Origin of the sequence: Actinomycetospora chibensis (genome assembly GCF_028737215.1) — a bacterium.
In the GTDB taxonomy this organism is placed as follows: Bacteria; Actinomycetota; Actinomycetes; order Mycobacteriales; family Pseudonocardiaceae; genus Actinomycetospora; species Actinomycetospora chibensis.
Genome location: NZ_JAQZAM010000002.1, coordinates 180,854 through 194,769 on the forward strand (window position 1 = coordinate 180,854; position 13,916 = coordinate 194,769).

A 13,916-nucleotide genomic window follows, 5' to 3' on the forward strand; every position below is an offset into this window, starting at 1 on the left:
TCCCGGCGGAGTCCGGGTCGGTTGTACCGCACCGGCCCTCGCCACGGGGGGACCATCCCCGCGCGCTTGACGTGCCGCCCCCGGCGTCGTTCGGTAGGGGACGACCCGATCGCCGCGAGCAGGAACGAGGACGGATGACGACCTCCGAGGAGCAACCGCTCCGCGTCCGCACCCCGCGGCGGCTGCCCCGCCCGTCGGAGCTGCGGCCCCTCCTGCGCCTGGCCCGACCCGACCCGGACCCGACGCGCCGGCGTCTCGCGCGGGCGCACACCGTCGGCGACCTGCGGGAGATCGCCCGGCGTCGCACGCCGCGGGCGGTGTTCGACTACACGGACGGCGCCGCCGAGGGCGAGCTCTCGCTGACCCGGGCGCGGGCCGCGTTCGCGGCCCTCGAGTTCCGACCCTCGGTGCTGCGCGACGTCTCGCACATCGACACCTCGACGACCCTGCTCGGCGGTCCGTCGGCGCTGCCCTTCGCCTTCGCCCCCACGGGGTTCACCCGGATGATGCACCACGCCGGCGAGCCGGCCGTGGCGCGTGTGGCGGGGCGCATCGGGGTGCCGCACACCCTCTCGACGATGGGCACGACGTCGCCGGCGGACCTCGCCGCGGCCGCCCCGCACACCCGGCGCTGGTTCCAGCTCTACCTCTGGCGCGACCGGGCCGCGAGCGAGGAGGTCGTGCGCCGGGCGGCGGAGGCCGGCAACGAGGCGATCATGCTGACCGTGGACACCCCGGTCGGCGGGGCCCGCCTGCGCGACGCCCACAACGGGCTCACCATCCCGCCGGCCCTCACCGCGCGCACCCTGTTCGACATGGCGCGCCACCCGCACTGGTGGGCGAACGTCCTCACCACCGACCCGCTGGAGTTCGCGGCCCTGACGTCGTGGGAGGGCACGGTCGCCGAGCTCATCGACACGATGTTCGACCCGGCGCTGACCCTCGACGACCTCACCTGGCTCCGATCCACGTGGAACGGACCGCTCGTGGTGAAGGGCGTGCAGACCGCCGAGGACGCCCGTCGGGTGGTCGACGCCGGCGCCGACGCGGTGATCGTGTCGAACCACGGCGGACGGCAGCTCGACCGCGCGCCCGTCCCCCTCGAGACGCTGCCGTCGGTGGTGGCCGAGGTCGGCGGGGAGGCCGAGGTGCTGCTCGACACCGGGATCATGTCGGGCGCCGACATCGTCGCCGCCGTCGCGCTCGGCGCCTCGGGCTGCCTGGTCGGCCGCGCGTACCTCTACGCGCTCATGGCCGGCGGCGAGCGCGGCGTCGAGCACCTCGCGACGATCCTCACCGCCGAGATCCGCCGGACGATGGCGCTGCTCGGGGTGTCGTCGGTCAAGGACCTGACCCCGGACCACGTCCGGCTGCGGTAGGTCCGGCTCAGGAGCGGCTCACGTGCGGCGGGTGAGGATCACGAACGGGATCGTCCGCCCGACCTCGTCGGCCCGCTGCTGGTATCCCGCGTACGACGAGTAGGTCGCGGTCGCCGCGGGCCAGAGACGGGCGCGCTCGGCGTCGGTGGCCACCCGCGCGTGCACCGGCCGGACCTCGTCGCGCACCTGGACGGTGGTGTCCGGGTGCGCCCGGAGGTTGTGGAACCAGGCGGGGTGGCGTGGGTGGCCGCCGTACGACGCGACGATCACGAGGTCGTCGGGGTTGTCGGGGTCGGCGAAGTAGAGCAGCGGCGTCGTCCGCGGCCGGCCGCTGCGCGCCCCGACATGGTCGAGCAGGAGCATCGTCGGCATGCCCGGCATCGAGTGCCCGAGCCGGCCGCCGGTGCGGCGATAGAGCGCGATGTGCGCCCTCGTCACCGCACCGACGACGGGCTTGAGGCGGTCGAGGGTGCGTCCGAAGTCCGGGGTGGAGACCATCGACGCACCGTAGTGGCGATCTACAGGGTCAGCAGCCGGTCGAAGAACTCCCGGTAGCGCTGCACGGCCCGGCGCATCTCCTCGGTCGACGGCTCGCCGCCGAGGGAGTTCGGGTCCAGGGCGCTGCGCTGGTCGGTGAACGTGCGCGAGAGCTCCTCGAGCACCTCCCCGACCAGCCCGTCCGCCCGGGCCACCGCGTCCTGCGGCCGGTCGACGAACATCATCCGGACGTCCTCCCACTGGGAGCGCCACTGTCCCGCGCGTTGCGGGTCGATGATCGTGTTGCCGCCCTCGGCGCCGTCTCCCGCACCGTGGCCGTCGCCGTTCCCGGCGCCGTGGCCGCCCTGCGCGCCCGCCGGCTCGCCGGGGGCGCCGGCGGCGCGGTCGGGCGGTCCGGGGTACGCGCCGTGCTGGTCACCGTGCTGGTCACCGTGCTGGTCACCGTGCGGGCCGCCGAACCCGGCGCCGCCGCCGTACTGGTCGCCCTGGCCGGGCTGGCCGGGCGTCGGCTGTCCGGGGCCGCTGCCGCCCGGCCCGACACCACCCGGGCCGACACCGCCCGGTGCGTGCCCGACCTGCTCGCCCGGCCCGGCCTGCCCCGGCCCGTACTGCTGGCCGGGAACCTGGCCCGGCCCGCCCGCCTGCGGCCCGTACGGGTCGCCCTGCTGACCGCCGTACGCGCCCGCCTGCTGCCCGCCGTACTGGTCACCGCCGTACTGGTCACCGCGGTACTGGTCCGTCTGGCCGGGCTGACCGCCGTACTGATCACCGCCGTACTGCTGACCGCCGTACTGGCCGCCGGGCTGCTGGCCGCCGTACTGGTCGGCCTGGCCGGGTGCGGGCTGCTGCCCGCCGGGCTGTCCCTGGGGGGCGCCGCCGTGGCGCTCGGCGAAGCCGCCGTGCTCCGCGCCGTGCTGACCGCCGGCCGGGTTCCCGTACTGGTCGCCGAAGGGGTCACCGGCCTGCCGGCTCTGCCGCGGGTCCTCGTCGTACCCGCCCGGGCGCTCCTGACCTCCCGGGTACTCGGTGGGTCGACCCTGCTCGGGGTGGCTCATGGCCTGCGCTCCTGGTGTCCGTCGGATCCGCCGGGCGCGGGAGGCGCCGACGGTGGCCGGCCCGGGCCGACCGGGCCGCCCTGCGGCGCGCCCTGGGCGGGCGCTCCCCCGGGAGGCGCACCCTGCCCGGGCGCTCCTGCGGGCGGCGGCTGGTGGATGCGTTCCGTGCCGGCGTCGGGGTGCCCGATCTGCCGGTCGCCGGCACCCCGGGGCGAGCCCGAGATACGTTCGGTCGAACCGTTCTGCTGGTGCCGGCCCTGCTGGTCGTGACCGCCGCGCCCCTCGCCGCCGTCGTCGTCGAGCATCGCCTCGACCAGGGTGCGGAACGACGTGAAGGCGTAGCGGAGGTCCTCGGTGCTCGCCGTGCCCTGCCGGTGGGAGGTGACGACGTCCTGAGCCCGCCGGTAGTCGTCGACGAGGTGGGGCTGGGCGACCGAGAGGTCGTCCGTGCGGCGCTGGCCGTCCTCGACCGGGTAGCCGCGCTGGCGCATGATCGTCACCAACAGGGCGTCGGCGTGCTCGACGGCCCCACCGGGGTTGTCGACGAACCCGCGCTGGACCTGCTGCCAGTCCGCCTGCAGGCGCTCGCGCTCGTCGGGCTGCAGCGGCCGGAGCTGGTGCTGGTCGTGGCGTTCCTTGCGCTGCTGCAGCTCCTGCTCGGCCTGCTTGCGGTCGCCGGTCTCGGCGACCCGGCGCTCGTACTCGGGGCCGAACTGCTCGACGAGCTGCTGCTGCTTGCGCCTGCGCGCCAGGACGAGGGCGGCGACACCGGCAACGGCCAGCAGCACCACCACGATGATGATCACGATGGCGACGGTGCCCATCGGCAGACCCCTTCCGAGTGTTCCGAATCCTTCTGAGTGTTCCCAGTCCCGGAGGACCGGTGTCGGCGTTGCCGGGAATTAGTTCCCGGCCGCCGCCCGCTCCTCGCGCGGCCGACGACGCTGGGACACCTCACCGATCGCCGGCGGCTCGTAGGAGACGTCGCCGGGGTTGGCGTCCACGCCGGGCGGGACGATCTCGTCGATACGGTCGAGCACCTCGTCGTCGAGGGTGACCTCGGCGCCGGCGAGGACGTCGTCGAGCTGCTCCATCGTGCGCGGCCCGATGATCGCCGAGGTGACGGCCGGGTGGGACACGGCGAAGGCCATCGCCATGTGCACCATCGACAGGCCGGCCTTCTCCGCGAGCGGGACCAGCTGCTCGACCGCGTCGAGCTTGCGCTCGTCGGTGAATCGGCCCGGGGTGCGCTGCGACCGCTGCGTGCCGCCCTCCTGCCCCTTGCGGATCTTCCCGGTGAGCATCCCCATGGCCAGCGGGCTCCAGACGAGCGTCCCCATGCCGTACCGACGGCAGACCGGGAGGACCTCGCGCTCGATGCCCCGGTTGAGGATGGAGTACGGGGGCTGCTCGGTGCGGAAGCGCTCGAGGCCGCGCCGCTCGGCGACCCACTGGGCCTCGACGATGTCGGAGGCGGGGAAGGTCGACGATCCGATCGCCCGGACCTTGCCGCTGCGCACGAGGTCGGTGAGCGCCGAGAGCGTCTCCTCGACGTCGGTGTCGGGGTCGGGGCGGTGGATCTGGTACAGGTCGAGGTGGTCGGTCTGCAGGCGGCGCAGCGAGTTCTCGACCTCCTGCACGAGCCACCGTCGCGAGTTGCCGCGGTGGTTCGGGTCGTCGCCCATCGGGGCGTGCGCCTTGGTCGCGAGCACGACGTCGTCGCGGCCGTGACCGTTGCTCCTGGCCTGCAACGCCTTGCCGACGATCTCCTCGGACTCGCCCTGCGCGTAGACGTCGGCGGTGTCGACGAAGTTGATCCCGGCGTCCAGCGCCCTGTGGATGATCTTGATCGAGTCGTCGTGGTCGGTGTTGCCCCAGGCGCCGAACATCATGGCGCCGAGGCAGTACGGGCTGACCTTGATGCCGGTCCGGCCCAGCGTGCGCATCTTCACGAGCGCATTGCTCCCTTCGGTCCTACGTGAGCGAACTTCGGGGCTATAGGCCCGAAGTTCGCTCACGTAGCGAGGGGAGTGCCCTCTCGGGGCCGGTCCAAGCAGCCGAGCGCCAGGTGGTCTCGGCGGGGTCAGGGAGGCGGCACCGGGGCGGGCACGCCGACGCGGTCGACCACCGGGATCGTCAGGCGGAGCTCGCCCACGGCCGTGGGGTGGAACGGGTACCGGTCCTGGATCGACTGCAGGTCGGGGCCCAGGCCGTCGCCGTCCGGGACGCACAACGGGGACAGCGGCGGGGTCACCACGTCGAACCCGTAGCGACGGGCGCCGGCGGTGAGCACCTGGTTCAGCGCGGCGTTCCGGTCCGCCAGCAGCTGAATCTCCCCGGGGGTGAGGCCGGGGTACTGCAGCGGGCCGCGCACGGTGGCGCACTGCGCGTCGGGGCGCAGGACGTCGTAGGAGGTGATGACGACGACGCGGGGGTGCGACGGCAGCGTCGCGAGGTCGGCGAGCAGGTCGGCGTAGTCGCGGTCGAAGGCCGCCAGCCGGTAGCCGAACTCGCCGGCGGTGAAGTTGTCGGCGCAGTCCGCCGCCGCGTAGCAGTAGCCGATGAGGTCGGTCCAGTTCAGGTCGTTGGGGCCGACGGCGACGGCCACGAACGCCGGGTCCTCGACCTGCTTGAGCCGCCCGATCTGCGGCGGAACCGTCACCCCGCCCGCCTGCTGCGGACCGCGCAGGCCCGTGGAGATGCGCGCCCCCGAGCAGGCGAGGTTGAGCACCTCGTCGCCGATCGCCGTCGAGATCTGGTGGGCGAGCGAGTCGGTGCTGCGGGCGCAGGCGACGTCCTCGGCGGGGGCGCCCGGGGCGAGCGGTCCACCGAGCCGGGCCACCCGCGAGTCCCCGATCACGACGCCCCGGACCCCGGAGACGGTGGGCCCCACCGGGGACGGGGTGACGTGGTGGGCGCCGGTGAGGTCGGTGAGCGAGCGGGCGTCGCGCAGGCCCTGGGCCCCGGCGACGGCCAGCACGCCGCTGACACCCCACACGACGAGGGCCGCGGCGAGCGCCACCACGGTCGAGCGCGTGAGCGTCCGCGAGAGGCGCCGGGCGACGACCGCGGGCCGCGCGCCGGCGCCCGAGCGGCGCACGGTGAACCGCAGCATCGCGAGCACCCGCAGCGAGCCGACGAGCCCGCAGATGCCGAGCACGACCGCGACCAGGATCAGGGTGGCCCAGCCGTACCAGTGCTCGAAGCCGGTGACGATCGCCGCGAGCGCGTCCGCCGGGCTGCGTCCCTGCGCGAGCGCGGCCACGGCGTCGCCCGCGGTCTCGTTGCGCTGTACCGGGCCGATCGTCAGCTGCGGGCGCAGCGGCCCGTAGATCGCGACGTCGGGGACGTCGAGGCTGGTGTTGCCGATCTGGACGATCCGCGGCGGGCCCGACACCGTCGCCGTCGGCGCCTGGGCCCCGACGCTGAGCTGCTGCCCGAGCACCTCCACGTCCTGGTGGGGCGTGAGCGTCACGGCCGCCCAGACCCCGCCGACCACGCTCGCGACGACCAGCAGGAGCGTCACCGGCGAGCGCAGCTCACGCGTCCATCCGCGCAGGTGACCCGCCATTCGGCCCCCTCCGCGCGTCGGTGTCGTCGTCCGGCTCTCCAGCCGTACAGGACCGACCCGGCCCCCGTCACCGGGGCGGAGGTCACGTCACCGCGGTGACCTCCGACGCCGTTGCTCCAGACGGGCCAGCACCGCGGCCGCGAGGACGGCGACGACGAACGACGACAGCGACGCGGACAGCCACGACGGCGGCGCGAACCCGATCGCCTCGCGCAGCAGGGTCCAGGCGTCCGACCAGACGGGCGCACCGCCCGGGTTGATCAGCTGGTAGACCACCAGCCCGACCACCCAGGCCACGACCATCATCGGGCGCGACGGCGCCCAGCGGGAGAGGTCGGGCGGGGTGCCGCGGCGCACGAGCGCGTCGCCGACACCGACGCCGAGCAGGGGCACGAACACCGAGCCGATCACGGCGAGGAAGACCGCGTAGTCGTCGATCGTGACGCCCAGGGCGAGCACGGTGATCACGGTCCCGATCGCCAGGCACAGCACCCGGCGGTCGGCGCGCGGGGCGAGGTTCTGCACCGAGACCGCGGTCGAGTAGACGTTCGCGAACGACTGGTCGGTCTCGCGGGCGGTGAGCACGAGCAGCGCGACCAGCCCGAGGGGCGCGGCGAGCATCGGGGCGAACACCTCGTCGCCGTTGCCCCCGACCAGCGCGAGTGCAGCCAGGCCCACGACGAAGCAGAGGATCTGGGTGACCCCGTAGCCGACGGTTGCGGACGTGAACGCCGTCGAGACGCGCCGCGAGTGGCGCGAGAAGTCCGAGGCCACCGGGATCCACGACACCGCGACGGCGATCGCCGCGTCGGTGCCCGCCCAGAACCCGGCCCAGGAGCCGCCGGTGGCGGCGAGGTCGAGCTCGGGCCGAGTGAACAGCCACCAGGAGAGGTAGGCGACCGAGATCGCGACGAGCACCGTCACCACCCGCCGGAGCAGGCGCAGCATCCCGAGCGGGCGCAGCGTGAGCACGGTCGTGACGACCCCCGCGCCCAGCACCCACGCCCACGTCGGCCCGCCGAGCGCGAGCGTGCCGGCCTGGGCGATGACGACGAGCTCGAACGTGCCCCAGCCGATGAGCTGCACGACGTTGAGCACCGACGGGATCCAGGACAGCACCCCGCCGAACAGGCCGCGCAGCAGCACCATCGCCGGGGCACCGGTGGCCGCACCGGGCATCGCGGAGAGCCCGACCATCGCGCTGCCGATCACCGTGCCGACGACCGTGGCCACGATCGCGGCGGTGACCGTCAGCGGAGGCGCTCCCGCCGGCTCCAGGACCGCGAGCACCCCGGCGAAGCCGAGCAGGCTCACCCCGAGGTTGGCCCAGAAGGCGCCCTGGTCGAGGAAGCCCAGGGTCTTCGGCACCGGGCCGTCGAGGGTGGGGGCGACCTCGGCGGGGGCCCGGCCCGCGGCGGTGCCGCCGGGAGCGGGCCCTGAGACGGACGGCGACGTGCTCACCTGCAGCCTCCCTGCGCCGGCATGATCCGGATCAGGTTCGAACGGTCGGGACCGCTGCCGCTCGTCCCCAGAAATTGGGCGCGGTGCGGCCTGGTCCCCTCTCAGCCCGGTGACCCGGACTCCCGTGAGCGCCTCCTCGGCGCCTGCCCCGACCGTAGGTCGCCGGGCGCACGAACGCGAGAGGGCCGCCCACCGTGATCGCGGAGATCACGGGGACGGCCCTCCCGGGTCGTGCGGTCGCGCTAGGAGCTGATCCCCTCACGCGGGATGTTGGTGCACTGCGCAGCGGGGATGCGACCGGCGATGCACTCGGCACCGGCCTCGTTCTGCGCCTCGGTCGCGACGTTCTCGTAGTCGGAGTGGTCCGTCGCCGGGTCGTGCTGCTCGTTCGGGAAGCTGTCGATCTGGAACGTGCGGCCCTCGGGCTGGTCGTACTTCAGCGTGATCCGCAGCGCCGGGATCGGCGTCTGGTCGGACTCGCAGTTGCCCTGGTCGTCCGGGAAGAAGATGTGCGAGCGGAAGTCCTTCGAGTCGAGGTTCTCGCCGTCCCAGCAGCTCGGGTAGTCGAGGATGCGCGTGAGCTGCTCGCCCTCACCGCAGATCGGGTACTGCGCCGTGATCCGGTTCTCGTTGCCCGCCCCGGAGCAGGTGTACTTCGCGTTGACGTTCTTCCCGTCCTGCGCGCCCTGCTTCGCGTTACCCATGATCATCATAAGGTGCGTGGGCATCGGCTGGACCTCGCGGTCACCGTGGCCGTGGAACCGGAGGTCCACCGACGCCGGCTTGACGATCGAGCCGACGTTGCCGTCGAGGCTGCCGCCGTCCTGACCCTCGTCGGGGCTCGCGCCGTTGATGTCGCGCAGCACCGGCCAGAAGAAGGTCGACCCGTCCCCGTTGGTGCAGGACGTCTGACCGTCGTCGGCGGCCTCCTGCAGGGAGTCGTCGTCGGAGTCCGCGTTGGTCGTCTGGTTGCCGACGTAGTCGTGGACGTGCTGGGCACCGTTCCGCTTGCCCGGCGCGGCCATGTAGTTGTCGGAGTTGTTGTGGTCGCTCACGCCGCAGTCGACGGCGTAGGACGCGCCGCTGAACACGCCGCCCTCGCCGATGTTGCCGTTGGCCTCGACGTCGCTGATGTCGACGTAGTCGCCCCTGTCGGCGTTGGCCGCCTCGGCACGGCCCGGGAACGGGTCCTCGGCCTCGGCGGCCTCGACGGCCGCGCCCTCGTTGTCGGCGTTGACCTCGCCGACGTCCTCGGTCATCCCGTTGTTCTCGTCGGCGGCGGCGCGGCGTTCGTTGCCGCCCTGGTCCTGACCGTTCTCGCCCTGACCGTCCTCGCCCTGGTCGCCCTGGTCGTCCCGGCCCCCGGACCCCTGGTCGTCGCCGTTCTCGGAGCCGTCGTCGGAGGACCCGTCCTCCGAGTTCTCCTCACCGGAGTCCGAGCCCTCGTCGCTCGAGAAGGCGCTCAGGAGGCCGGAGTCACCCGAGCCCGAGCCCGAGTCCGAATCGGCGAAGGCCGAGCCGGCGACGGTGACGACACCGCCGGTGACCAGCAGCGCAGCCACGATCGCGAGGATGCGCATGGGGAGTGTTGTGCGATGTCGTCCGCGTCGGGGCACGGGGAACCTCCTGACGGTGCCCGGGGCGCCGGGACGGGGGAGCTCGTCCAGGGGTCGACGCCGGGGGACACGGGTGTCCTGGTGTGGGCGGAGCGAGGACGGCGGCAGCGAGGGGGAGCGTCGCCGTCCGGGCTCCGACGGGAGGTCACGGTAGGGACACGACCGCTGGGCCGGGGCGGACCTGAGAAAACCTGTGACTCAGCGCCGCTGGCAGGCCCGCCCAGCGCGACGAAGGGACGGTCTATGCCGCCGAACGGAGGAGTTCATGCGCCGCTCGCCGCACGTGGCTCTCAGGAGAGCGCCGTTGGTGAGCATCACGTTCCCGCTCGCCGCTCGCCGATTGAACTCGGACGCGGGCCGCGTCAAGCTGGGCCGCGATGAGACCTGATCGTTATGCGGGCGCGGAGCGGGGCCGCGTGCTGTGTGTGGCCCCTTCCCATCGCACAACGAGCGTCCTCGTGGGGACGTTGCGGTCGCACGGCTTCGAACCCCAACTCCTTCGTGAGAGCTGGAGCGTCGGGGCGACGGCACGGGCCAGCGGGGCACGCGCCGTGGTGCTCGACATCGAGATGCCCGGGCTGCGGCCGGTGGAGGTGCTCGCCGACCTCCACCGCGACGCCCCGCGCACGCCCGTCATCGCGCTGACCAGCCCCGAGGCCCGGGACCGCACCGTGTCGACCCTGCGCGCGACGCAGGACGACTACCTGGTGACGCCCTTCCCCATGGAGGAGCTGCTCGCGCGGCTGCGCCTGCGGCTCGGTGACGACCGCCCGACCGCCCAGCTGTTCCTGCGCCGCGGCGAGGTCATGGTGGACACCGCTCTCGAGCAGGTGTTCGTCGAGAGCAAGCCGGTGAGCCTCTCGCGCACCGAGTACGCCGTGGTCGACGCCCTCATCCGGCACCCCCGGGGGCAGGCGATGTCGCAGGAGCAGCTCGTCACCCGCGTGTGGGGCGGACCGCCGACCTCGAACATCGTCGAGGTCTACATCGGCTACCTGCGCCGCAAGCTCGGCGCGGAGCGCATCCGCACCGTCCGCGGGCGCGGCTACATCCTCGAGGGCTGAACCCTCGGAGCCCTCAGGGTTCCAGGACGAGGTGCCCCGCACCGCGTCCCAGGACGTAGGTGGGCCAGCCCGGACCGGGACCCGTCTCGTAGGTCAGGATCCGGTCGGGCGGCTCCACCGGCGTGCGCTCCGCGTGCAGGAAGTTCAGCCGCAGCAGGAACCCCCCGACGGGACCGCTCGCGGCCAGCCGGGAGTCGACGACCGACATCAGGCGCGCACGGTCGCTGAACTGGTCGACGATGTCGCACCGGCAGGCGAACGCGAGGGTGCCGATCTCGCCGGGCGCGAGGACGCTCTGGTCCGGGGGCAGCACCCGGCCGAGCTGGGTGCCGGCTTCGATGTAGTCGGACGCGGTGGCCCAGTTCCCGAACACCGCCGGGTTCGGCCACGGCGTGCCGAGGCCGGTCTGGTGACCGACGCTGACGCCGGCGACGACCGCGAGCCCGGCGACGACGGCGCCGGTGCGCCGCAGGCTGAGGTCGGCGGCGCCGAGGGACGCCGCGAGGGTCAGCAGCGCCAGGGACGGGCAGTAGTACCAGATGTAGGACGAGACGCCCATGGCCGCGTAGGCGGCGTAGTGGACCGCGCCGGCCAGCCCCGCCGCCACGATGACGCGGTCGGTGAGCCGGCCACGGCCCGCGATCCAGCGGACCGCCGACGCCACGACCGCGACGACGCCCACGCCGACCACGAGGCCGACCACCAGCATCGGGATCGGCCAGCGCTCGGCCATGAACAGTGGCCCGTTGCCGAAGACCTCGCCGCCGGGGAAGGCACCACTGGTCTTGATGATGAGGCTGTCCGGCACGAAGCTGCCGAGCACGAACCACGACCAGATGTGCCACGGCAACGTCACCAGCGCCCCGACGCCGATCGCGAGCACCGCCTTGCGCGGCTGGCGGGGCGCAGCGGCCACGAAGAGCACCGCGACGAGGACGACGGCCGGCAGGGCGAGGTCCGGTCGCGTGAGCACCGCGAGGCCGGTGACGATCCCCGTCGCGACCACCCGCCGCGCGGTTGCGTAGCGCACCACCGCCACCAGCAGGGCCGCGACCAGGAACGACTCCATCCCGACGACCGAGGCGAAGATCGGCGACGAGACGACGAGACCGACCGTCAGGACCCCGACGACGGCGCGCCGCAGACCGAGATCCCCGGCGAGCTGAGCGGCCCACACCGCCATCGCCGCCGTGGTGAGCACGAGCACCAGGCCTGCGGCCACGACCGGGCGGCCCGTGACGAGGATGCCGCCGGCGAGCAGCCAGACGTTCAGGGGCGAGGTGGCGGAGTTCGCGTCCCGGAAGGGCGTGAGGCCCCAGTGCCCGTGCTCGACGACGTTCCGGGCGTAGTCGAGCGTGATGTAGGAGTCGTCGGGCATGCCCTTGTAGGCCACGAGGAACAGCAGCCCGCCGAGCAGCCCGCCGGCCGCGGCGACGAGCGCCGTCCCCGACCACTCCCGGCGGCGGTCCACCCGCGGCGGGTCGCTGTCGACGATGGTCGGGACGTCACGGACCGGACGGGTGCCCGTCTCGTCGAGGCCGGTCGCCACGTCACGTCTCCTCGGGGTCCCGTACGCCAGCTGTCGACGTCCATATCACCACGGGGGGCTACGGGTGCTGGTACGTGGGCGTCCAGCGGGTCGAGCGGACGAGCGCGCGCAGCTCGTCCTCGTCGCGCGTCGGTGCGACACCGTCGGCCACCGCCTGCACCGCGACCGCCACGGCGATGTCCTCGGCGACCGCGCGGACGTCGGCCCACGGCGGGAGCAGCGGGGCGTCCGCATCCCGCAGGGCGGGCGAGGCGGCGCCGAGCGCACGGGCCGCTGCGCGCATCATCCCGTCGGTGACCCGGGTCGCCCGCGCCGCGGTCACGGCGAGTCCCATCGCCGGGAAGATGTAGACGTTGTTGCACTGCGCGACGGGCACCTCGCGGTCGCCGCGGCGCAGCGGCGCGAACGGCGAGCCGGCGGCGACGAGGGCACGGCCGTCGGTCCACGCGTCGAGGTCCGCGGGCCGGGCCTCGGCGTTGGCCGTCGGGTTGGACAGCGGGAAGACGATCGGCCGCTCGACCTTGCCCGCCATCGTCCGCACGATCTGCTCGGTGAACGCTCCGGCCGCGGTCGACAGGCCGAGCAGCACCCCGACCGTGACGTGCTCGACGACGTCGGCGAGCTGCGGCAGGCCGTCGATCCCCCACCCGGCGACGACCCCGGGGTCGACGGTGAAGCGGCGCTGGGCCTCGGAGAGGTCCTCGCGGTCGGCGGTGAGCAGGCCGCGGACGTCGACGACCCAGCAGCGGGCGTAGGCGTCCTGCTCCGAGAGCCCCTCGTCGACCATCTCCTGGGCCACCATCTCCATGACCCCGATTCCGGCCGAGCCGGCGCCGAGCATCACCACCTGCTGGTCGCGCAGCCGCGTCCCGGCGACGTCCGTGGCCCCGCGCAGCGCGCCGAGGGCGACGGCGGCGGTGCCCTGGATGTCGTCGTTGAAGGTGAGCAGCCGGTCCCGGTAGCGCTGCAGGATCGGCAGGGCGTGGGGCGTCGCGAAGTCCTCCCACTGCAGCAGCACGTCGGGCAGCTCCGCGCGGACGGCCTCGACGAAGCGGTCGACGAACTCGGTGTAGGCGTCCTCGTCGATGCGGTGGTGGCGCCAGCCCAGGTAGAAGGGGTCCTCGAGGAGCTCGGCGTTGTCGGTGCCCACGTCGAGCAGGATCGGCAGGGTGCGGGCGGGGTCGATGCCGCCGATCAGCGTGTAGAGCGAGAGCTTGCCGATCGGGATGCCCATGCCGCCGACGCCCTGGTCGCCGATGCCGAGGATGCGCTGGCCGTCGGTGACGACGATGACGTCGACCTCCTCCTGCGGCCGGTTCCGCAGCGCCTCCCGCAGGTCCTCGCGGTCCGGCCAGGACAGGTAGAGGCCGCGGGGACGGCGCCAGATCTCGGAGAAGCGCCGACAGCCCTCGGCCACCGTCGGTGTGTAGACGAGCGGGAGCGTCTCCGGCACGTGCGCGGCGAGCAGCGCGTAGAAGAGGCGCTCGTTGCGGTCCTGCAGCGAGCGCAGGTACACGTAGCGGTCGAGGTCGCTCGAGAGTCGCTGGACCTCCGACCAGCACCGGCCGATCTGTTCCTCGAGGGTCTGCACCCCGGCCGGGAGCAGCCCGAGCAGGCCGCGCTCCCGCCGTTCCTCCGGGGTGAACGCCGTGCCCTTGGTGTGGTGGGGGTCCGCCAGCAGCCGCCGTCCTCGTTCCACGACGCCCACCCTGGCCGGTGCGAC

The 13,916-nt window shown here is 73.7% G+C and carries 11 protein-coding genes; 2 read left to right on the plus strand and 9 right to left on the minus strand.

Annotation, left to right across the window (positions count from 1 at the left end):
- Nucleotides 1–134 precede the first annotated feature (134 nt).
- The gene (locus tag PH189_RS03340; protein WP_274187330.1) at nt 135–1,379 is read left to right on the plus strand and encodes an alpha-hydroxy acid oxidase; all 1,245 of its coding nucleotides are present in this window, start codon (nt 135–137) and stop codon (nt 1,377–1,379) included.
- Nucleotides 1,380–1,397: 18 nt separating this feature from the next.
- Here PH189_RS03340 and PH189_RS03345 read toward each other — a convergent pair whose 3' ends face one another.
- The 7 genes from PH189_RS03345 to PH189_RS03375 form a co-directional block, all read right to left on the minus strand.
- Nucleotides 1,398–1,877: a nitroreductase family deazaflavin-dependent oxidoreductase gene (locus tag PH189_RS03345; protein ID WP_274187331.1), complete on the minus strand. Its 480-nt coding sequence runs from the start codon at nt 1,875–1,877 to the stop codon at nt 1,398–1,400.
- A gap of 20 nt (nt 1,878–1,897) precedes the next feature.
- Nucleotides 1,898–2,932, minus strand: a complete 1,035-nt coding sequence (locus tag PH189_RS03350) for a hypothetical protein (protein WP_274187332.1) — start codon at nt 2,930–2,932, stop codon at nt 1,898–1,900.
- On the minus strand, nt 2,929–3,756 hold the full coding sequence (locus PH189_RS03355) for a hypothetical protein (protein WP_274187333.1): 828 nt from the start codon (nt 3,754–3,756) through the stop codon (nt 2,929–2,931). The genes PH189_RS03350 and PH189_RS03355 overlap by 4 nt, the downstream gene beginning before the upstream one ends.
- A gap of 78 nt (nt 3,757–3,834) precedes the next feature.
- Nucleotides 3,835–4,884 carry an aldo/keto reductase gene (locus PH189_RS03360; RefSeq protein WP_274187334.1) on the minus strand — a complete coding sequence of 350 codons (1,050 nt, stop codon included), beginning with the start codon at nt 4,882–4,884 and terminating at the stop codon, nt 3,835–3,837.
- Between the two features lie 131 nt (nt 4,885–5,015).
- The gene (locus PH189_RS03365; protein WP_274187335.1) at nt 5,016–6,503 is read right to left on the minus strand and encodes a GDSL-type esterase/lipase family protein; all 1,488 of its coding nucleotides are present in this window, start codon (nt 6,501–6,503) and stop codon (nt 5,016–5,018) included.
- 87 nt (nt 6,504–6,590) lie between these two features.
- The gene (locus PH189_RS03370; RefSeq protein WP_274187336.1) at nt 6,591–7,964 is read right to left on the minus strand and encodes a purine-cytosine permease family protein; all 1,374 of its coding nucleotides are present in this window, start codon (nt 7,962–7,964) and stop codon (nt 6,591–6,593) included.
- 242 nt (nt 7,965–8,206) lie between these two features.
- Nucleotides 8,207–9,544: a DUF1996 domain-containing protein gene (locus PH189_RS03375; RefSeq protein WP_274187337.1), complete on the minus strand. Its 1,338-nt coding sequence runs from the start codon at nt 9,542–9,544 to the stop codon at nt 8,207–8,209.
- 413 nt (nt 9,545–9,957) lie between these two features.
- Between PH189_RS03375 and PH189_RS03380 the strand changes: the two genes are divergently transcribed.
- Entirely contained in the window at nt 9,958–10,644 is a 687-nt protein-coding gene (locus PH189_RS03380; protein WP_274187338.1) for a response regulator transcription factor, read from the plus strand.
- 13 nt (nt 10,645–10,657) lie between these two features.
- Here PH189_RS03380 and PH189_RS03385 read toward each other — a convergent pair whose 3' ends face one another.
- A complete protein-coding gene (locus tag PH189_RS03385) occupies nt 10,658–12,193 on the minus strand; it encodes a hypothetical protein (protein ID WP_274187339.1) in 1,536 nt (511 codons plus the stop codon).
- A 58-nt stretch (nt 12,194–12,251) separates the two neighbouring features.
- Entirely contained in the window at nt 12,252–13,892 is a 1,641-nt protein-coding gene (locus PH189_RS03390) for an NAD-dependent malic enzyme (protein ID WP_274187340.1), read from the minus strand.
- Between the last annotated feature and the right edge of the window lie 24 nt (nt 13,893–13,916).